Source organism: Chryseobacterium gambrini (genome assembly GCF_900156825.1).
Classification (GTDB): Bacteria; Bacteroidota; Bacteroidia; order Flavobacteriales; family Weeksellaceae; genus Chryseobacterium; species Chryseobacterium gambrini.
The window spans coordinates 199,194-220,054 of the sequence record NZ_FTOV01000007.1 but is presented as its reverse complement, the minus strand read 5'-3'; the positions used below and the strand labels follow the sequence as shown (position 1 = coordinate 220,054).

Annotated in this window: 23 protein-coding genes; 7 read left to right on the top strand and 16 right to left on the bottom strand. The window is 36.4% G+C overall.

Going from position 1 to position 20,861, the window contains the following annotated elements; translation table 11 throughout:
• Window positions 1–885, top strand: coding sequence for an energy transducer TonB (locus tag BW951_RS14480; protein ID WP_076394081.1), 885 nt, complete (start codon window positions 1–3; stop codon window positions 883–885).
• Between the two features lie 15 nt (window positions 886–900).
• Here BW951_RS14480 and BW951_RS14475 read toward each other — a convergent pair whose 3' ends face one another.
• The 10 genes from BW951_RS14475 to BW951_RS14430 all read right to left on the bottom strand — a co-directional run bounded on the left by BW951_RS14475 (window position 901) and on the right by BW951_RS14430 (window position 8,975).
• On the bottom strand, window positions 901–1,293 hold the full coding sequence (locus BW951_RS14475) for a hypothetical protein (RefSeq protein WP_076394079.1): 393 nt from the start codon (window positions 1,291–1,293) through the stop codon (window positions 901–903).
• Entirely contained in the window at window positions 1,280–1,579 is a 300-nt protein-coding gene (locus BW951_RS14470) for a hypothetical protein (protein ID WP_076394077.1), read from the bottom strand. The genes BW951_RS14475 and BW951_RS14470 overlap by 14 nt, the downstream gene beginning before the upstream one ends.
• Window positions 1,580–1,581: 2 nt before the next feature.
• Window positions 1,582–2,985 carry a nucleoside recognition domain-containing protein gene (locus BW951_RS14465; RefSeq protein WP_076394075.1) on the bottom strand — a complete coding sequence of 468 codons (1,404 nt, stop codon included), beginning with the start codon at window positions 2,983–2,985 and terminating at the stop codon, window positions 1,582–1,584.
• A gap of 146 nt (window positions 2,986–3,131) precedes the next feature.
• Window positions 3,132–3,644 (bottom strand): DUF6973 domain-containing protein, encoded by a 513-nt coding sequence (locus BW951_RS14460; RefSeq protein ID WP_076394073.1) that lies wholly within the window; start codon window positions 3,642–3,644, stop codon window positions 3,132–3,134.
• A gap of 54 nt (window positions 3,645–3,698) precedes the next feature.
• Window positions 3,699–4,556 (bottom strand): acetyl-CoA carboxylase, carboxyltransferase subunit beta, encoded by an 858-nt coding sequence (gene accD, locus BW951_RS14455; protein WP_076394071.1) that lies wholly within the window; start codon window positions 4,554–4,556, stop codon window positions 3,699–3,701.
• Window positions 4,557–4,650: 94 nt separating this feature from the next.
• Window positions 4,651–5,721 (bottom strand): class II fructose-bisphosphate aldolase, encoded by a 1,071-nt coding sequence (fbaA, locus tag BW951_RS14450; protein WP_076394069.1) that lies wholly within the window; start codon window positions 5,719–5,721, stop codon window positions 4,651–4,653.
• A gap of 71 nt (window positions 5,722–5,792) precedes the next feature.
• Window positions 5,793–6,659 (bottom strand): NAD kinase, encoded by an 867-nt coding sequence (locus BW951_RS14445; RefSeq protein ID WP_076394067.1) that lies wholly within the window; start codon window positions 6,657–6,659, stop codon window positions 5,793–5,795.
• Between the two features lie 6 nt (window positions 6,660–6,665).
• On the bottom strand, window positions 6,666–7,241 hold the full coding sequence (locus BW951_RS14440; protein ID WP_228408181.1) for a CBS domain-containing protein: 576 nt from the start codon (window positions 7,239–7,241) through the stop codon (window positions 6,666–6,668).
• A 260-nt stretch (window positions 7,242–7,501) separates the two neighbouring features.
• Entirely contained in the window at window positions 7,502–8,032 is a 531-nt protein-coding gene (locus BW951_RS14435) for an RNA methyltransferase (RefSeq protein ID WP_076394063.1), read from the bottom strand.
• Between the two features lie 61 nt (window positions 8,033–8,093).
• A complete protein-coding gene (locus BW951_RS14430) occupies window positions 8,094–8,975 on the bottom strand; it encodes a bestrophin family protein (RefSeq protein ID WP_076394061.1) in 882 nt (293 codons plus the stop codon).
• Between the two features lie 409 nt (window positions 8,976–9,384).
• Here BW951_RS14430 and BW951_RS14420 point away from each other — a divergent pair, with 409 nt between their 5' ends.
• The 3 genes from BW951_RS14420 to mutS all read left to right on the top strand — a co-directional run bounded on the left by BW951_RS14420 (window position 9,385) and on the right by mutS (window position 13,593).
• Entirely contained in the window at window positions 9,385–10,248 is an 864-nt protein-coding gene (locus tag BW951_RS14420; protein WP_076394046.1) for a cupin-like domain-containing protein, read from the top strand.
• A 169-nt stretch (window positions 10,249–10,417) separates the two neighbouring features.
• Entirely contained in the window at window positions 10,418–10,702 is a 285-nt protein-coding gene (locus tag BW951_RS14415) for a hypothetical protein (RefSeq protein WP_228427548.1), read from the top strand.
• A 299-nt stretch (window positions 10,703–11,001) separates the two neighbouring features.
• Complete coding sequence (mutS, locus tag BW951_RS14410; protein WP_076394044.1) at window positions 11,002–13,593, top strand: DNA mismatch repair protein MutS; 2,592 nt, start codon at window positions 11,002–11,004, stop codon at window positions 13,591–13,593.
• Between the two features lie 8 nt (window positions 13,594–13,601).
• Here mutS and BW951_RS14405 read toward each other — a convergent pair whose 3' ends face one another.
• On the bottom strand, window positions 13,602–14,033 hold the full coding sequence (locus BW951_RS14405; protein ID WP_076394043.1) for an energy transducer TonB: 432 nt from the start codon (window positions 14,031–14,033) through the stop codon (window positions 13,602–13,604).
• 40 nt (window positions 14,034–14,073) lie between these two features.
• On the bottom strand, window positions 14,074–14,505 hold the full coding sequence (locus BW951_RS14400) for a hypothetical protein (RefSeq protein ID WP_076394041.1): 432 nt from the start codon (window positions 14,503–14,505) through the stop codon (window positions 14,074–14,076).
• Window positions 14,506–14,772: 267 nt separating this feature from the next.
• Between BW951_RS14400 and BW951_RS14395 the strand changes: the two genes are divergently transcribed.
• The gene (locus BW951_RS14395; RefSeq protein ID WP_076394039.1) at window positions 14,773–15,183 is read left to right on the top strand and encodes a ribosomal maturation YjgA family protein; all 411 of its coding nucleotides are present in this window, start codon (window positions 14,773–14,775) and stop codon (window positions 15,181–15,183) included.
• 110 nt (window positions 15,184–15,293) lie between these two features.
• Here BW951_RS14395 and BW951_RS14390 read toward each other — a convergent pair whose 3' ends face one another.
• From BW951_RS14390 to BW951_RS14380, 3 genes are all read right to left on the bottom strand, one after another.
• Window positions 15,294–16,211, bottom strand: coding sequence for a YARHG domain-containing protein (locus BW951_RS14390; protein WP_084196445.1), 918 nt, complete (start codon window positions 16,209–16,211; stop codon window positions 15,294–15,296).
• Window positions 16,208–16,846 carry a DUF2306 domain-containing protein gene (locus BW951_RS14385; protein ID WP_076394037.1) on the bottom strand — a complete coding sequence of 213 codons (639 nt, stop codon included), beginning with the start codon at window positions 16,844–16,846 and terminating at the stop codon, window positions 16,208–16,210. The genes BW951_RS14390 and BW951_RS14385 overlap by 4 nt, the downstream gene beginning before the upstream one ends.
• 274 nt (window positions 16,847–17,120) lie before the next feature.
• A complete protein-coding gene (locus BW951_RS14380) occupies window positions 17,121–18,323 on the bottom strand; it encodes a BaiN/RdsA family NAD(P)/FAD-dependent oxidoreductase (protein WP_076394035.1) in 1,203 nt (400 codons plus the stop codon).
• Between the two features lie 177 nt (window positions 18,324–18,500).
• On the opposite strand from BW951_RS14380, the gene BW951_RS14375 reads away from it, so the two are divergent.
• Window positions 18,501–18,995 (top strand): acyl-CoA thioesterase, encoded by a 495-nt coding sequence (locus tag BW951_RS14375; RefSeq protein ID WP_076394033.1) that lies wholly within the window; start codon window positions 18,501–18,503, stop codon window positions 18,993–18,995.
• Window positions 18,996–19,068: 73 nt separating this feature from the next.
• Window positions 19,069–20,130 (top strand): thiamine-phosphate kinase, encoded by a 1,062-nt coding sequence (gene thiL, locus BW951_RS14370; protein WP_076394030.1) that lies wholly within the window; start codon window positions 19,069–19,071, stop codon window positions 20,128–20,130.
• A gap of 58 nt (window positions 20,131–20,188) precedes the next feature.
• On the opposite strand, the gene BW951_RS14365 is transcribed toward thiL, so the two are convergent.
• Window positions 20,189–20,476, bottom strand: coding sequence for a hypothetical protein (locus BW951_RS14365; RefSeq protein ID WP_076394028.1), 288 nt, complete (start codon window positions 20,474–20,476; stop codon window positions 20,189–20,191).
• Window positions 20,477–20,861: the final 385 nt, after the last annotated feature.

Here is a 20,861-nt window from a genome sequence, read left to right as displayed (position 1 = left end):
ATGAGAAGCCATATAATCAGTAAAGATGAGCAAAACAGAGACAGGATAAAAAGCGCAGTGCTTTCTATTCTCATTTGGTCTGCCATTCTTTTATTTGTTTTTCTGTATAAACTGAAACCGGAACTCGATGAACAGCCAGAAGTTATTACAACCATGCTGGTTAATTTTGGAGATAACAGAAACGGAAACGGGGTAGAAGAACCGGCGGATCAGCCGGGAAGCCTTGCTGCTGCGACAGAAGAAGTCGCTTCTGAACCTGCAGAAACCGCTGTTCCTGAAACCAAGACCGTTATACAGCCTGATCCGCAGCCTGAAACCAAAAAAACAGAAGCGAAAGATAAGGTCATAACCGGAAACAATACTAAAACTTCGGTTCCAAAAAAAGAAGAATCCAAAGCAGAAACTAAAAAGACTTCCACAAGTACCTCTGCAACCAAAAACACTAAAAAATCAGGAGCCACAACCGCAAATTCCAAGACTGGAAATGGTGACGGAAAAGGAAATGCAGCCATTGGAAATCTGATCAGAGGACGCGGAACAAAAGCAGGAAGTCAGGGTGACGGAAACGGAATCGGAAATGCAGGAGATCCTTTAGGCGGAGATGGAAATGGCGACAGCAAAGTAGGAATCGACAGAAAACTGGTAGGATTTATCCCCGGAACGATGGGAAGAGGCGGATCACAACCCGCGAATAACTGTACAGCGAGCGGAACGATTACCATTGCTTACACTGTAGATAAAGCAGGAAACGTTGTTTCGGCGAGAAGATCGGGGGGAACTTCTGATCCCTGCATCAGTTCGAATGCGATATCGTGGGTTAAGAAATATGTAAAAGCAGAAAAAGCGAGTGTTTCTTCCACAGGATCATACAAAATTACCTTCTAAAAATACAAAAGCACTTTACTCAAGTGCTTTTTTTATTTCTGAAATTCTGTTAATAACCGGAAGGGCAAATATTCCACTCGTTTGGAGATACAGTTCGTAGAATGTTTTTGCTTTATCTAAAAAATCTTTATTATCAGATTGTTTTCCGTTAAAATAGAAAAGATTTCCTAACATTTCATAGTAATCTTTATGGTCTCTTTCCTGTCTTTCATTAACAATTTCTATGATTTCCTCTTTCGGTTTTGATGAAAGCGTTGTAAAATCAAATTTGAAAATATCTTTCATTAAAGATTCAAAATCAAGCTCTTTCTGCATTAAGCTTTCTTCAGGCTTATCCAAAATCAGCTTTTCTAATGCCTGAGTTAACTGGCGTATTAATCGTAGGGTAAATTCTTTATCTGTGATCATTTTCTTCTTTATTTAAAAATTTATCAATTTCCGGGGTTGAGTCTGTTTTAGATATAAAATCAATTGTTCCTTTTTTGCTTCGGTAAATCTTAGTAGCTAACTTTATACCGATACCAGTAGCTAAAAGAAGAAGTACAATGGCAACAATAAGGGTGAAATTATTAGGATTGGAAAAGTATATTATCGCCGAAATAGCTGTTCCAATCAAAAATGGAGACAAAAATATTTGTAATCCACCGACTAACTCAGCAGATTTTTCAAAAATATTTTGCGTATCATTTTTCATACTTATGCAAAAAACAGATAAGCCAATATAATAGAAGTAATAATCCCCACCAAATCTGCCAGAAGCATAGCAATTACTGTGTATCTTGTATTCTTTACGGCTACGGCTCCAAAATAAACAGCAATGACATAAAACGTCGTGTCTGAGCTTCCCTGAAGAACCGCTGCCAATTTTCCCTGGAAACTGTCTGCGCCGAAAGTTGTCATGGTATCAACCATCATTCCTCTTGCTCCAGAACCCGACAAAGGTTTGATTAAAGCGGTCGGAAGTCCGTCTACAAATCTCGAATCTAAGTTTGCAGAATACGCAACCCATTTCATCCCATCGATAATTACGTCAAATACTCCGGAAGTTCTTAATAGCGAAATGGCAATCAGCATTCCGACCAAATAAGGAATAATCTTTACACAAGTTGTAAAACCTTCTTTTGCTCCTTCAATAAAAGCATCAAAAACATTGATTTTTTTATAAACAGCGCCAAGAACAATGGCTAAAAATATGAAAAGTATTAAACCGTTGCTTAACACTTTGCTGAAATCATCCAGTTCATCCTTGCTTAATTGAGTGAGGTACAAAACCAACAACGCGATTATGGCAGAAATTCCACCGACGTAGGCAAGAACTACAGGTTTTAAAAGGTTGATTTTCTGATATAAAGAAACAACGATCATCGCGGCTAAAGTTGCCGCAAATGTAGCGATCATGCACGGAAGAAAAATATCAGTCGGCGTTTTTGAACCCATCGAGGCGCGGATCGCAATGATGGAAACCGGAATTAGAGTCATTCCTCCTGCATGAAGACACAGGAACATAATCTGAGAATTGCTTGCCGTGTCTTTATTCGGATTTAAAGTCTGCAAACTTTCCATCGCTTTTAGACCAAAAGGTGTTGCTGCATTATCCAGACCGAGAAGATTGGCACTGAAATTCATCAGCATATGCCCGAAAGCGGGGTGGTTTTTAGGAATATCGGGAAATAATTTTGAGAAAAAAGGCTGTATTAGCCGGCTTAAAAGATTGATTCCGCCTGCTTTTTCCGCAATACTCATGAAGCCCATGAATAGAGTCATGATTCCGATAAGTCCGAGACAGATCTTCACTGCCGTTTCAGAAGTTCCGATTACCCCATCCGATTCCTGAACACGGTACACTTTTACATCCTGTTGTAAAGAATCTGTTTTATAATGAATCCTGCTGTCCGCAAAATCAGTCTTTTTCATGAGGCTGTCGCGCACAAGAGGAGAGAGTGCATTCATTTTCTGAGTGGCAATCTGTACGGTATCACCGCCTTTTCCTACAACCATATCATTGAAAATAGTTTTGTAGTTGCCTGATGAAACGTATTTTATACCTGCAATGGCAATGGCAATGATAATAAATGCCGACCAAATTCTGCTGAGAACCATTCGATAGAATTAAATATAGGTTAAACTTATCAAAAAAACTCCAGATTACAAAGAGGGAAGTGTCAATGATGAATTTCCTTCGGGTGAATAATGAATTTTTAATTGTATTAAATTGACTCGCGAAGTGAAATTCACTTTTCACATTTTCATTTTTCATCCAGATAAACCAGAAATCCTTCAAAATCATCATCCAGATTTTTCAGAACTTTAGCATCTTTCATTTTCTTTTCTAAGCCTTCAATGAAAAAACTTTTCTCGAAAAACTGGCGATGAACTCCCGGAAGCAGTTCTTTAAAGTAATTCATCCCGAATTTGTTGTTGTGAAGATCCATTTTGGTCTCTAGAGGTTTGTTCGGGAATAATTCTTCGTGCATATCGGTGATTCTTTTACAGAATTTCAGCGCTTTCTGAGGCGAGGAGACTTTGGAGCAGTACATCGCAATAAAACAGCACCAAAGAGCGTGTCTGAATGCATTTCCCACACCATTGGTGGAAGCTGTTTCAGGAAATTTTTTCTGGGCAATGGTGTATGCCTGAACGGTGGCATGAAAACTGAGCAATGAGAAAACAGGATGAGGAAGAACAAGCGTTAAAAGACGGATAATCTTTTTAAAACTCATACTTCGGATAGTGCTGAAAAATATCTTGAAAGTTCTCATAAATAAAAATCTCTCCCTAATTAGAGAGAGATTGTGTTATTTTGTTACAAATTATTATGCTTTTACAGCTAATAAATTCACTGTTTTGGCAACAGTATCTCGGATTTCTGTTCTTTTAACGATAAAATCTACAAAACCTTTTTCCTGAAGGAATTCTGAAGTCTGGAAACCTTCCGGTAAATCTCTTCCGATGGTTTCACGGATAACTCTTGGTCCTGCGAAACCGATTAAAGCTCCCGGTTCAGCCATGATGATATCTGCTGTCATGGCGAAAGAGGCTGTAATTCCGCCAAAAGTAGGATCACAAAGATAAGCGATGTATAAAAGTCCTGCTTCTGAAAGCTGAGCCAGTTTAGCCTGTACTTTAGCCAACTGCATCAAAGAATACGTAGCTTCCTGCATTCTTGCTCCACCGGATTGGCAGATAATCATATAAGGAAGTTTTTTCTCGATACAGTAATCGACCGCTCTTCTGATTTTTTCTCCCATTACAGAACCTAAAGAACCACCGATGAAAGCAAAATCCATACAGGAAACCACCATTTCTGTTCCTTTTACGGTTCCTACCGCGTTTCTGATGGAATCGGTAAGTTTAGTTTTAGCTTTTACTTCTTTCAGACGGTCTGTGTAAGATTTCGTGTCTTTAAAGTTCAGAATGTCAATACTTTCAACATTGGCATCCAGTTCCGTGAATTTGCCTTCATCGAAAAGGATCTCAAAAAACTCTGCACTTCCTATTCTTACATGGAAACCGTCTTCCGGAGAAACATAGTTATTTCTCTTCAATTCGTCATGTTCCACCACTTTTCCTGATGGAGTCTGATGCCAAAGACCTTTGGGAACGTCCTTCTTCTCGTTGGTAGAAGTAGTGATATTTTGTGCTTTTCTTTTAAACCAATTCTCGAATGCCATATTGTTTATATAATTGATGAAAAATAAACGATAAATGATGAAAAAACTGTTTAATAGAAATCAATTATCAATCATCATTTATCATTAATGATTTTTATTTTAGCGTATTTACGTTATTTAAATCTTCAAATGCCTGAACCAGTCTCTTAGAGAAAGTTTCCTCACCTTTTCTTACCCAAATTCTTGGGTCATAGAATTTTTTGTTCGGTTTTTCTTCTCCTTCAGGGTTTCCGATCTGAGTTCTTAAATAATCGATATTGTTTACCATATAATCTCTGATTCCTTCTGTGTATGCAAACTGAAGGTCAGTATCAATATTCATTTTAATTACCCCGTAATCAATTGCTTCTCTGATCTCTTCCAGAGTAGATCCGGAACCTCCGTGGAATACGAAATTAATAGGCTTTTCAGCAGTTCCGAATTTCTCCTGAACGTATTTCTGGGAATTATCAAGGATTTTTGGCGTAAGAACCACGTTTCCTGGCTTATAAACTCCATGTACGTTTCCGAAAGCAGCAGCAATCGTGAAGTTATCAGAAACAGCTTTTAACTTTTCATAAGTGTAAGCGATATCTTCCGGTTGCGTATATAATTTAGAATTGTCTACATCCGAATTGTCTACACCGTCTTCTTCACCACCTGTAACTCCGATTTCTACTTCTAAAGTCATCTGAAGTTTTGCCATTCTTTCAAAATACTGAGCTGAAATTTCTAAGTTTTCTTCCAGAGATTCTTCAGAAAGATCCAGCATATGAGAAGAATACAGCGATTTTCCTGTCTGCTTGTAGAATTCTTCGTTAGCATCCATCAATCCGTCGATCCAAGGCAATAATTTTTTTGCAGCATGGTCTGTATGAAGGATTACCGTTGCTCCGTAAGCTTCTGCAAGCGTATGGATATGTTTTGCTCCGGCTACAGCTCCTAAAATAGCGGCTTTCTGTCCGTCGTTGCTTAACCCTTTTCCTGCGTTGTAAGCAGCTCCTCCGTTAGAGAACTGAATGATAACAGGTGAGTTTAGTTTTGCTGCAGTTTCCAAAACCGCGTTTACGTTGCTGGAACCAATTACGTTTACTGCTGGTAATGCAAATTTGTTTTCTTTAGCATGCTGAAAAATATCAGTAACTAATTGACCTGTGGCAACTCCTGCCGGGAAAATTCTGCTCATGTTTTGCTTTTTAATATAAATTATTAGGGTGTTTTTAAATTCCTGTAAAGGTAATAATTTTTAAAATATTCTTAATTTCTTTTATCTCTCCCCCAAAGTAGCTTCTGGCGGATGGTTTCGTAGAAACTTAAGTTATTCGGCTGAACGAGTAATATCTGAAAATCCGCTTTTTTAATCACAATTTCCTGATCTGTTTCGATATGAATCAACCGCGAATCCAGAGAAAGAGAATATTGTGACACGCGGCTTTCAACTCCGAATTTAATTTCAACCCTGTCATTTACCACCAAAGGTCTCACATTGAGATTATGGGGTGCGATAGGAGTGATGACGAAGTTCTCGTTGTTCGGAGAAATGATGGGTCCTCCACAGCTCAAAGAATACGCTGTAGAACCGGTAGGAGTGGAAACGATAACACCGTCTCCCCAGAAAACATTCAGAAATTCATTATTAATATAAGAATCTACCGTAATCATGGAAGTGGTTTCCTTTCTGGACACCGTAACATCATTTAGAGCATACGGGAAAAAATCCTCCAGAACAGGCGAAACAACCTGAATTACAGAACGGCGGCTTGTTTTTACATCGCCTTTCAGAATAGAATCCAGCTCTTTAAATGCTTCTTCTTTGGTAAAACTTGCCAGAAATCCTAATCTTCCGGTATTTACCCCAACGATCGGGATCTCAAGATCTTCAATGAAGGTGAGAGAATTCACAATCGTTCCGTCCCCGCCAAAAGTGAAGAAAAGATCCACTTCTTTCTCCAGAAGGTCTTTTTTATTATTAAATGTCTCAAAAATCTTTGAAAACTGAAGCGCTTCAGCCATCTCATCGTACAAAACAGATTTTACACCTCTGCTTTCCAGCTCGGAAATAAATTTGCTTAAATATAAAAAAGTATCAAGATCTTTTTTCTGAGAATAAATGGCTGCCTTCATTAGTTTTTATATTTCTATGAATTTCTGGAAAAACCCGAATCTGTCCTGCAATAAGTCTGATTTTTCGTCAGAATAGTACTTCTGTACAATGCGGTAATCATATCGGTCGAATGTTTCATCAATAGAACTCAGATTTTCATTGCTGATCTTTATCGTCACCTGAATCACTTCATCCGACATGAAACTGATAAACGCGCCGTAAAATTTGGAATTATTGCTTTCCACAATATTGGCGATCTCCGTCATCGAATATTTTCTTGCCGGCGTTTCAACCGTAAGAATGGCTCCCGATTCGGAAAACAGCGGATATTTTGAAAAATCCTGAAAAATATCCTCACAGCTGATGTATCCCAAATATTTTTCGGATTTATTAATAACAGGAATCACGTTGGAATTGAAGGTATAGAATATTCTGATGCTGTCCATAATATTGTTATCCTCCAGAATGGCAAAACGCTCGATCTGATGTTCGAGGTTTTTCAGCGTCCCTTCCTCTTCATACAGGAAATCCTGTGCAATTGCACCGTAAAAATGATGGGATTTTTTGATGAAAATATGAGAATATCCAAATGCCTCTAACATTTCCCTCGCTGATTCTATCGAGTCAGAAAGGCTGAAACACGGGAAGTCTTTTGAGATATAATCCTTGATAAACATTGTGCTAATTTATAAAAAATTAAACGAAACTTTTTCCGAAAATGATACTTTTTTTCAGGAAAATAAAAAAAAATAATTTTAAAATTTGTTGGTGTAAAAAAAAAGGGTATCTTTGTCGCCTTTCATTTTTACTTTTTATTAGATTTATTTCAAACTGCACTGTCTCTTAGACATATGCAGTTTTTTTATTTTAAAGCCTTTGCAAATTCCCACATCACAATTCCTCCGCAAACGCTTACATTTAAAGAATGTTTGGTTCCCAACTGAGGAATTTCAAGAAAAGAATCAATATTCGGCAGCGCTTCATCGCTTATTCCTTCCACTTCATTTCCTAAAATCACCGCGTATTTTTTTGTTTGATCGATGGTGAAATCTGTGATCATTTGGCTGTTGGTCGTCTGCTCGATTCCCACGACTTCAAATCCCTGAGATTTTAAATCATTAATGGCGGCATTAATATCATTTTCATGACTCCAGTCTACGCTTTCCGTAGCTCCCAAAGCAGCTTTATGGATTTCGCGGTGTGGCGGCTGCGGCGTGATTCCGCAAAGGATAATCTTCTGAACCAAAAACGCATCTGCCGTCCTGAACGTTGCACCCACATTGTGCATGCTTCTGATGTTGTCTAAAACTACTACCAAAGGAATTTTCTCAACCGATTTAAAGGTTTCCACATCAATTCTGTTGAGTTCTTCCAGTTTTAATTTCTGTACCAATTTTATTTTTTGTCAAAATTAGGTATAAATATTTACGATTTTCAGATAAAAACGGATTTTGTTATTTTTTATTACCCATGATCTGATGAACGTTTTTCTCAATATTCTGGGCAATGGTTTCCATCGGAATATCGTTTTCGTCATTATTAAAAGGATCTTCAATTTCTTCGGCAATCAGCTCAAGGCTCATCAGAACATAATAAATGAATACCGTAAGCGGGATAATGTAATTTCCGATATTGATAACGTAAGCAATCGGCAGCGCAAAAACATACAGAATGATAAACTTTTTAATGAACGATGAATAAGAATAGGGAATCGGCGTATTTTTAATTCTCTCGCAACCGCCGCAAACATCCAGAAAACCGGAAAGCTGGGTGTCGAGATACAGCATTTCAATATCTGAGATTTTTCCTTCTTTCTTTAACTGATTTAATTTGTGGCTCATCAGAATGATAATTTCACTCGGACCATGATTTTTCAGCTCTTTCTCGATTTCAGAATAATCTTCATCCAAAGCCAGTCGGGTAGATTCTTTAGATAAATGTTTTGCCAGAAAGTGAGGAAAAAACTTTAAGTATCTTGCAATTTGCTCAGCATTTTGTCTGTCTTCGCCCAAAATAGTATTCACTTTTATGGCAAAATTACGAGTGTCATTCACCAGTTTTCCCCACAGTTTTCTGCCTTCCCACCATCGGTCATAAGCAGTGTTTGTTCTGAAAACCAACAACAAAGAAAGCACAAAGCCTAATAGAGAATGAATTAAACCCACATTGCTGATTCCCGATTTCGAATTAAGCCGGAAATGTTCAATTTCAAGGTATTCTACGCCCCACGAATATAATCCGACGAGGATCATGCTTGGAAATAATATTTTTAAAGTATCGCTTTTATGTAAGCTGAAAAGGATTTTCAGGAAATGTTTGGTGTTGTAAACTCTCATAGATTTCGTTCGTCTTACAAATATAATTTTTTCATTTTATCCTGACTTTATTCATATCTTAAATCTTACAAATTATGATTTTAAGGGTGCTGGTTTTAGTATATGAGATTATTTTTAACGCAAGGTTCACAAATTTCTATGCTTGCAGATATTTTCCGTTCGCAATGGCGTTTCACTCAGCTAATGCTATTGCTGTCATTTGCTGAACACAGTGCCTTCGCGATCAAAAAAATATGCATGAAAAAATTGAAAAAAAATCTTTACGAGCATTGCGTTAAAGAAATTCTGCTTCATTTTAAATCCCATAAAATTCAAGTTTAAAAACCCAGTCGATATTAATTTATCTTCAAAATTTCACCAAATTTCAGAAAAACACTATTTTTATTTCACATTAAAAAATACACACCAAATGATTCTCGAAAGTGTAGATGTTGTTAACGACATCAGTAAAGAAGACTTCCAGAAAAATTATTTCAAAAAGCACAAGCCGCTTCTGATTAAAAATTTTGCAAGCCGTTGGGATGCCTTCGACAAATGGAATTTTGATTTTATCCGTGAAAAGGCTGGAGAACAGGAAGTCCCTTTGTACGATAATAAGCCTGCCGACGCAAATAAAAGCAGCGACGCTCCGGTTACCAGAATGAAAATGAAGGATTATATTGATACGATAAAAAGTAAACCTTCCGATCTCAGGATTTTCTTTTATATCATCACCGACCGGCTTCCGGAACTGCTGAAAAACTTTACATATCCGGATTTGGGAATGAAATTTTTCAAACGTCTTCCGACCTTGTTCTTCGGGGGAAGTGAAGCGCATGTTCTGATGCATTATGATGTAGATTTGGGAGATTTTCTGCACATTCATTTTGAAGGAAAGAAAAGAATTCTGTTATTCGATCAGAAACAATCTGCTTTTTTATACAAAGTTCCGTTATCGGTTCATACCATTTATGATGTAGACTATGAAAATCCTGACTATGAAAAATTTCCCGCCCTGAAACATGCCAAAGGTTTTGAAATTTTCATGGAGCATGGTGATGCTCTTTTTATTCCCGGCGCGTTCTGGCATTTTAACCGATATTTAGAACCCGGATTTTCAATGTCGCTTCGTGCATTGCCCAATAAACCGAATGTTTTTGCCAATATGTTGTATCATGTTTTTATCATGCGATATACCGATAAAATTATGCGAAAAATTTTTAAAGCAAAGTGGGTGAATTACAAACAGAAGTGGGCATATAGGAAAAGTTCGGAAGCTTTGAAGAAAATTTAATCATTTTTCTCCCGCAGATTTCACAGATGATTGTGTTGAATTTTATTAAATAATGTGTCTAATTAATATACAAAAGATCATGAAATTACTTTATCTGAGTTTATTTTTTATATTTTCAATATCTTTTTTTAATTGTCAAAGTTCTTATACCCCGGCAAAAATGTATAAGGTGATTCCAACACTTACAAAATCAAAGCTGATTCTACAAAGTGAAGTTGATTCATTGGTTTCTACAGATAAGTGTAAGTATTTAACAAAAGGAAGGAGTTATGCGGCTCCTGCAGGTCTATTTGCTAAAAATGATTTAAAAAATGCAGCAAAAGGAATTGATGAGTGGGTTCAGTTGGATAAAGGGAATGCATATATTCTTACCAATTATAAATGGATATCAATGGATCATTCAGGATCAACACAATTAAATGTAGATTTCGATACGTTATATTGTAATGAATAAGTTGATATTTTATTAATTGTCTTTATCTTTTTAATTAATATTGGAGAATAACGATTAGTAAGCGGTTTTCTAACAGAGTTCCTTCGACAAGCTCAGGATGACATCTCTAATACTAACAGAAAGATTTACACATTGTCAGGCTGAGTCTGTCGAAGCCTTTATTAGTAAAGGGATAAAGTCAATTTATAAATTTAAAAAATATGCCAAATCATCTGTGAAATCTATGGGAAAAATACAAAGCTCTTTCCTTCTACTATTTTATTTCATACTTTTACGACCCAAATTTAAGAACGATTGTAATGGCAAAGGCAGCGAAGAAAGAAACCCCGTTAATGACGCAGTACAATACCATCAAGGCGAAATATCCGGATGCACTTTTGCTATTCAGAGTAGGGGATTTTTATGAAACTTTCGGGCAGGATGCCGTAAGAACGTCACAGATTTTAGGAATTGTTTTAACGAAAAGAGCCAATGGAGAAGGTCATATCGAACTGGCTGGTTTTCCGCATCATTCGGTAGATTCTTACCTGCCAAAACTGGTGAGAGCGGGAATGAGAGTTGCGATCTGCGACCAGTTGGAAGACCCGAAAATGGTAAAAGGGATCGTAAAAAGGGGAGTCACGGAACTGGTAACACCGGGAGTTACGTTTAATGATCAGGTCCTAAATTCAAAAAAGAACAATTTCCTGCTTTCCCTTCATAAAGAAAAGGAAAAATTCGGGATTGCTTTGGTGGATATTTCTACGGGAGAATTTCTGGTGAGTGAAGGAAATCTGGAAAAACTGCTTCATATCGTCAATACATTTGATCCGAGTGAGATTATTTACCAGCGAAGTGTTCAGATTCCGGAACAGATTAAAAATAAAAACGCTTTCAAACTTGAAGACTGGGCATATCAGTACAATTTTGCCTACGAAAAACTGACGAATCACTTTAAAACCAATTCGTTAAAAGGTTTTGGAGTAGAGAATCAGCCATTGGCAATTACCGCAGCAGGAGCGATTTTCGCTTATCTGGTGGAAGATACGCATCATAATTTACTGTCTCACATCACCAAAATTCAGATCATTCCGCAGGAAGACTTTCTGATGATGGATAATTTTACACTGAGAAATCTTGAGATTGTGTATCCAAGCAATCCGCAGGGAAAATCATTATTAGATATTATCGATAAAACTTCGACTCCGATGGGAGGAAGACTGCTGAGAAGAAGGATCATTCTACCATTAAAATCTGTAGATGAAATCAACAGAAGATTGTCTTTAATTGATTTTTTAAATGAAAATGACCATCTTAAATATGAAATTTCCCAATTATTAAAATCAATTTCTGATCTGGATCGACTGATGGGAAAACTGGCGGCGGAAAAAATTTCACCAAAAGAACTGGGATATCTTCGCCAGAGTTTAATTAATATTCATAAAATCAAAGCGTTGCTTCATCCTCATGCCGACATTTTGGCTTGGTTGGATCCGTTGTACGATCAGGATGAATTGATAAAATGCCTTCAGAACCATCTGAACGATGAGCTTCCTGTAAATTTATCGAAAGGAAACGTCATTAAAGAAGGAATTTCTGAAGAATTAGACCGTTTGAGAGGATTACAATCCAAAGGTCGCGGTTTTCTGGACGAAATGTGCCAAAGAGAAATCGAAAGAACAGGAATTTCAAGTCTGAAGATCGATTTCAACAATGTTTTCGGCTATTATATTGAAGTCAGAAATACCCATAAAGATAAAGTTCCAAATGACTGGCTGAGAAAACAGACACTGGTAAATGCAGAACGCTACATCACAGAAGAACTGAAAGAGTATGAAAATCAGATTCTTGGAGCCGAAGAAAAAATCGGCGTTTTAGAAAACGAATTGTACAGAAATGTATGTTCCGAAACGATGGTTCATATCGATCAGATTCAGGAAAACTCTAAAATTATTGCACAGTTGGATGTTGCCGTTGGTTTGTCGGAATTGGCTGTTTCTGAGAGTTATACAAAACCTGTTTTAAATGACAGTTTTGCCATCGATTTAAAAGAAGCAAGACACCCGATCATAGAAAATGCCCTTCCTTTAGGCGAAAAATACATTCCGAATGATATTTTCTTAGATAAAGATTCTCAACAGATTATCATGGTAACCGGACCGAACATGGCGGGTAAATCGGCAATTCTTCGTCAGACGGCAATTGTTTGTCTTTTGGCGCAAATAGGGAGTTTTGTTCCGGCAAAACATGCTGAAATCGGGATTTTGGATAAAATTTTTACAAGAGTTGGCGCAACGGATAATATTTCTGCGGGAGAATCAACTTTTATGGTGGAAATGAACGAGGCAGCGAATATTCTGAATAATATTTCCGAGAGAAGCTTAATTTTACTCGACGAAATCGGGCGCGGAACTTCTACCTATGACGGAGTTTCCATTGCTTGGGCGATTGCGGAATATCTTCATCAACATCCGACTCAGGCAAAAACGTTGTTTGCAACGCATTATCACGAGCTGAATGAAATGACCGTAAGTTTTGAGCGTGTGAAAAATTTCCACGTTTCTATTCAGGAGAATAAAGGAAATATCATCTTTTTAAGAAAGCTGGTTCCGGGAGGAAGTGAGCACAGTTTCGGTATTCATGTGGCAAAACTGGCGGGAATGCCTTCCAAAGTCGTGAACAGAGCCAATGAAATTCTGAAAACGCTGGAAGCAAGCCGATCCCAAAGCGGAGGTTCTTCTGAAAAGATCAAGCGCGTTACGGAAGAAAATATCCAACTTTCTTTCTTTCAGTTAGACGATCCCGTTCTGGAAAGCATCAAAGAAGAATTAACAAAAATCGACATCAATACATTAACTCCCATTGAAGCGTTGATGAAGCTGAATGCGATAAAGAAAATGATTGGAGGATAGTTTTTATGTTATTTCTGATTAAAAGAAATTGTTAAAGGAATTCGAAATCTGTAACGAACTTTTTCTCCGTTAAGTTCAGCAGGAGTCCATTTATCTTTAATTTTTAAAAGAGCTCTTTCAGCTTCTCTGTTAAAGCTCTCATTGTCTCCGTATGCCTTTACTTCTGTCACAAAACCTTCTTTATCAATTAAAAAAGTAATTGAACAGGATTCTGCTTCAGCATTACTGTGTACTTTTCGCATTCTGAAGTTTTTAGCGATTTTATTTCTCAATACTGTTACCCCAAGAGGAAATGTTGCTGGCTTTTCTGCATCAATCGTCGCCCTGCCATTTTTTTCAGTAATTAAAAGTTCGTTAAGCTGAGTTGTTTGGATGGGTTGTTCCTGAGAAAAGATAAGCACAGGAAAAAATACAGCTAAAAATGGAATTATTTTCATCATTAAAGTTTTTGCAAAAATAAATTTTAATTGCAAACGAAATTTAAAATTTCTTCAAAGTAAGCGGAAAAGTATAAAGAAATCTTACCGGTTCCCCTTTGATTGTTGCGGGTTTCCATTTTACAAAAAGTCTTCTTACAGCAATTTCTGCGGCTTTGGAGTGTTTCGGATCGTCTCCTAATGCAATTACATATCTTACATAGCCTGTTTTTTCGACAATCAAATAAACTCGGGTATTTATTTTTTTTGATTTTACATCGATAACGTCCATTTTTTCTGAAAATTCCCTTTTGAACGTTTCCATTCCGCCGGGAAATTCCGCCGGAGTATCTGCCTTGGTGTAGACATCATCAAGCTTCATTTTCGTCCTTAGAACTGCGTAATCCGGAAGTTCTTTTACTGAATTATACTGCTTGTTTTGTGCAGATAATGAGAAACTTAACCATAAGCCTAAAAAAATAATCAGCTTTTTCATATAAATGTGTTATGAGAAGTAATATTTTTAAAGCATCAAAAATAAAGCCGAATGAAAATTGATTTTTTAATAATAATCAGTGAAAATCATTGGGTTGATGTGGTGTAATGATCCATCTTATCAGTAAAATCAATAAAGCAAGAAGAGCCATCACGATAAACCCTGAAAAAAATCTCAGAAAATGAGTTTTGTTATCGTTATCAATCTGCTTTATTTTTAATTTTGTAAGGGTTATAAAACCTACATAATACATAAAAAGGACTACAAGTGGAAGAAAAAGGATTGGCATTTCGGTTTACATTTAATTATACATATTTTCTGGCTACCGTTTTTATATTTCTGACGGAAGTTTTAATCGCCACCAAACTCAAAGATATTTTCTTTGTGAGAGCGTATCTCGGAGATGTGATTGTTGTGATGCTGATCTATACTTTCATCAAAACATTTTTCAGAATTGAAGATAATAAAAAATTGATTCTCAGTATCCTGATTTTTTCTTTTCTGATAGAATTTGCCCAATATTTCAATATTGCTGAAAAATTAGGCTTCCAGAAAGGAAGCCTGATGTATATCGTTATCGGAAATTCGTTTTCGTGGATTGATATTTTGTGTTACTTAGTTGGATGTTTATTGCTTTTTGTTTTTGTTAAATTGCAGAAAATGAATGGTTTAAGTTGATGAGTCCTTCTTTGAATTCCGGATAATATTTCGAATACTAACCGTTATTGCAGCAAAATAATTGACACATGTTATCATGAACTTGTCGAAGAATCTCTAAATTATTTAAATTACCTTCCGAAACTGTAGTATTTATCTTCAGCGTATTTGATGAAGCGGTTCAGTAAAGCTACATTTTCCTTTTCAAGAGGAGAAAGCTCGCTGTCTACATTATTGGAAACCGGAATGTACCAGTCGGTCTGCTCAAAGAAATTTCGGTAGGTCTGTTTCTTAAAAGCATAGCCGTGTCTCGCGAAAACTGCGTTTTTAATGATTTCCATATCCAGTTTTCTGAGGTTTTTAAGATCTTTTTCCGTTAATTTCTGCTTGGAAGCATTGATTTTAAAAACGGCATCTGAAGCAATTCTGTTTCTGGATTCGGTGTAGGTTTCCGTTTTTCCGGTTTCTTCGTCGGTGTATTTTTCTACGAAATCCTTCGGATTTTCCCAGTCGATGAGGTCGTTGTTTTCATTCAGCATGAAATTCGGGTTGTATACAAACTCTTTTTTCACAAGCTTTAAAATCTTATTCGGAGCTTTTACCGCCGATTTATTGAAGGCATTCCAGCTTCCGGTAAGACTGTCGTTGTTCAATTTTACCTCAAATCTTCCGTCTGTTTTATCATTTCCGGGTTCATCCAGAATAAAGGATTTTGAAGTTTCGTTAAAAACTCCTCTGAATGGTCTTTGATTTCCATCAACAATACTTTGTCCGTATACACTGTCTTTGGTAATCCTGTTGATTTTCAGGGCAATTCTTTTATAAATTTCACCTTCATACGTTTCGCCGTCTTCGGAGGTTACCATTCCTTTTCCGGCAAAATCGCCCATATAAATTCCGTAATATTCTTTGTAAACTTCGGGAACAACTACAGAATCCTTCTTTGCCGCAAGACTGTCTTTTGAAGGATCTGTTGTTTTTACATCCTTTTTACAGGCGGTTAAACCAATTGTAAATAAGGAAATTAACGATAATTTTAAAATTTTCATATGTATTTTTTTGCAATTAAATATTCAATTAATAAGATGTTCGGAATCCAGCCCAACCATGCTATGATCTGATAAACATCCATCGGATTCGGGTGGAATAAATATACAATAATTACCTTCCACATTCTTAATGTTACCGCGGAAAGTGTCAGCGCAAAACTACGCCACATCCATTGTTTATGCTCTTTAAATTTTTTCTGTTGGGCTAACTGATAGGCTTTAAAAGTGGAAAACCACCACAAACAGCCGAGAATGACAAAAGAAATCTTCGATAAAATTCCGCCGTTGGCAAAAATTCCCATATAAATTCCGGACGGAGCCGCGAAAAGCAAAATCAGAAAAATGTAGATCTTTCCTGTGTTTTTGTGGAAACTTTTTATGCCTAAATCTTTTCTGAGAATCGCTAAAAATCCAGTCAGCAAAACAAAAATACTTGTGTAGACGTGGGTATAGAAAAAATAAAGATATTCCGGTCTGTCCGTAACTTCCGTTTGTTTGATCATTAAAAAACTCACATCAGAGCGCAACGGAATATATTCTAGCGTAATTTTCAGCATCAGCCAAAAGAAATATCCAAACCCGATCATCAGAAGGATTTTAAAAGTGTTCGAAATATTTTTGTTATCTGAAAACATTTTTTGTTTTTAAACACTAATGTTACCAATTTCTCACAAATGGTCACAAATGTTTTTTGTAATTCATGAAAAAATTCGCGCAATTCGTTTAATCTAAATACTAATGTCACAAATTTTTCGCAAATGGTCGCAAATAATCTGTGTAATTCGTGAAAAAAGATTCGTGTAATTTGTGTTTTAATCTAAACACTAATGTCACCAATTTCTCACAAATGGGCATAAATAATCTGTGTTATTAGTGAAAAAAAGAATCGTGTAATTTGTGTTAAAATTATTATTTCAGATTCAAATCCTGCGCAATCAGCCATGCTTCACTCCAACACGCCTGAAAATTAAATCCGCCGGTTACCGCATCAATATTCAGCACTTCTCCGGCAACGTAAAAGGTAGGCAAAATTTTAGAAGACATATTTTTAAAGTTAATTTCCTTTAAATCAACGCCTCCCGCCGTTACAAATTCATCTTTAAAAGTCGATTTTCCGGTGACATTAAATTTCTTTTTGCATAGATTTTCAAGAATGGTCTGCATTTCTTTTCCTGAAATCTGGGCAACCTGTTTATTCAGATCCACTTTTGAAACCTCCAGAATTCTCTGCCAGAATCGGTTGGTAATATCAAAAATCTTTGATTGTCCGATGGTTTTCTTTGGATTCGATTGTTTGAAGTTTAGAAATAATTCTTCCGCATCATCAATTGATTTGGAAATAAAATTGACTTCAATTTCAAAATTGTATTTTACTTTCGCCAAATTGATTGCTTCCCAAGCTGAAATTTTCAGAATGGCAGGTCCCGAAAGTCCCCAATGCGTAATAAGTAAAGGTCCGCCTTCTTCGGTTTTCAGTTTCGGAATGGAAGTTTCCGCCATTTCAAAGCTTGTTCCGGCTAAATCTTTCAGCAAATCATCTTTAATGTTAAAAGTAAAAAGCGACGGAACCAGATCAATAATTTTATGACCTAAATTTTCGATCATTTTCAAAGATTTTGGCGAGCTTCCGGTTGTATAAATGATAAAATCAGCTTCAAAATCACCTAAACTGGTTCTAACAATATATTTTTCGCCTGATTTTTCAATTTCTTTTACAGAGCATTTGGTTTTTACTTCAACATTTTTCTGCTGAATTTCATGTAGAAAAGTATTGATGATCGTTTGTGAAGAATTGCTTTCCGGAAAAACACGGTTATCATTTTCTATTTTTAACGGAACATTTCTCTGCTCAAACCAATCCATCGTATCTCCCGGCTGAAATTTGGTGAAAAGACTCAACAATTCCTTGTTTCCGCGGGGATAAAACTGTACCAGTTCTCTGGGATCAAAACAGGCATGAGTCACATTACAGCGTCCTCCTCCCGAAATTTTTACTTTCTGAAGAACATCCGAATTCTGCTCAAGAATGGTAATTTTATATTTTGTTTCGTCCAGATTGGCTGCACAGAAAAATCCTGCCGCACCACCTCCGATAATGATAATTTGCTTCATAATACTTTTAATCTTATGCTCAAGATTACTTTTGCAAAACTACAATTTTTATAAACCATCTTATTTGAGTAATTTTGAAGAATATAATTTTTTCATTTTTACAGTGAAATTATTGACTACAAAAAATGATTTTTGTGATAAAAAATCACACAATTTATATTTTAAAACAAAAAGTAAATGAAATTCTACCATACATTTGAAGTTCGCTGGAGCGATCTTGATGCCAACAAACATCTGGCAAATTCATCTTACGTACAGTATTGTGCGCAAACCAGAATGGCTTTTATGAAGCAGGAAAAAATGGGCGTTACCCAAATGAGCCGATGGGGAATCGGTCCGGTAATCATGCACGAAAGATTTTCTTTTTTCAAAGAAATATTTGCAGACCAGACTGTGATTGTAAGTCTTGAAATTGACGGTTGTGCAGATGACTGTTCTATTTACCGTTTTGTACACAAATTTTATACAACGGACGGAGAACATTGTGCAACTTCAGAAGCAACGGGAGTGTGGATCGATACGATGCTGAGAAAAATGACAACACCGCCCGATGATGTGGTGGAAGCCATGAACAAATATAAATCTCCGGAAACGATAATTTTAACAAGAGAAGATTTCAAAAAACTTCCTTTCCGTCCGGAAAATGTTGATCCGGCAGTATTTACTAAATAAATGATAATTGATAAATGATGCCTGATTTTAGACATCATTTATCAATTATGAATCATCAATGATATTTTAATTTATGTTTGAAGATAAAGATCCAGAATTAACGCCAATTTCCAAACTGGGAGAATTTGGTTTAATTAAACATTTAACGGAGCATTTTCCTCTATCCAATGAATCTTCGGAGCTTGGAGTGGGAGATGATGCGGCGGTAATTAATCCCGGAAATAAGAAAGTGGTTCTTACAACAGATGTTTTGGCGGAGGGTGTTCATTTCAATCTGGGATATGTGCCTTTGAAACACTTAGGCTATAAAGCGGTTGTTGTAAATCTCAATGATATTGCAGCAATGAATGCAACGCCAACTCAGATTTTGGTTTCTCTTGCCGTTTCCAATCGTTTTCCGGTGGAAGCTCTGGAAGAAATCTATTCCGGAATTCAGACCGCTTGCGCAAGATATAAAGTGGACTTAATTGGCGGAGATACAACAAGTTCCAATGCCGGTTTGGTAATGAGTATTACGGCAATCGGGATGGAGAATGATGAACATATTGTGAAAAGAAGTACGGCAAAACCAAACGATCTTTTGGTGGTAACCGGAGATTTAGGGGGCGCTTATATGGGACTTCAGATTCTGGAAAGAGAACACGCTGTTTTCTTAGCCGATCCGAATATGCAGCCGGAAATGGAAGGCTACGATTATATTCTGGAAAGACAGTTGAAGCCCGAAGCAAGAACCGATGTAAAAGGGATTTTAGAACAACTGGATATCAAGCCAACTTCTATGATTGATGTTTCTGACGGTCTGGCTTCTGAAATTCTTCACCTTTCAGATCAGTCGAAAGTAGGATTCAGATTGTATGAAGAAAAAATTCCGATGGATAATTTAACGATTACAACAGCGGATGAATTCAATTTAAATCCTGTGATGGCTGCTTTAAGCGGAGGAGAGGATTACGAATTATTATTTACGATTTCACCAAATGATTTTGATAAAATTAAAAACCATCCGGATTTTACCATCATTGGTCATGCCGTTGAAAAAGAAGACGGAAATTTTATGGTGGCGAGAGGTTCTAATCAGTTGGTTGCTTTAACAGCGCAGGGTTGGGACGCTTTTTTGGGAAATCAGCAAGGATAGATAATCTTATTATTTAGATATTAAAAAACCACTGCAATAGCGGTGGTTTTTTTAGTAATTAATCTTTCTTAATGTCTGCTTTTACATTCTGGTAGGATTTGTCTACCGCATTTGCACCTTTTTTAGCCGTTTTTTTGGTCCATTTTGTTGCTTTTTTAACACCTTTTTTGGTAGCATCATAACCTTTTTCTGCGGTTTTGCCGGTCCATTCGGCGCCGTCTTTAACAGCGGTTCCTACTTTTTTGGCATCTTTTTTTACCTCTTGCTTTACAGAATTCGTTTTTTGTGCAGATACTCCGATTCCAAATAAAAGAATCAATGCTGCTGAAAATAATCTCTTTTTCATTTATAAGAATGTTTTTTATAGTTTATCGTCAAAAATCAAGCCATTAATTTATAAAATTTCAGAATAATTTTGTGACGAGGGATCATAGAAGTATTATAAGCAAAAAATTTGTATTGTGAAGAGGACTTAAATATTGTGAAGCCACTGCTATTGTTTTAAACGGACATCATCATGCAGAAGAATTAGTAAAAATTTTTGTTCATAAAAAAAACAATGTAATTCTAAAAAATGCAGACAGTATTTCTTGGAATCTTTTTGAAAATACTTATGTTGAGAGAAGTTTTAATTGGTAAATGAATGTAGAGAGAATTTTTCAATATATGAAGCATGTGAGGAAAGATTTACTAAAGATCTTATAAAAAATCCGGCTCAACAAAGCCGGATT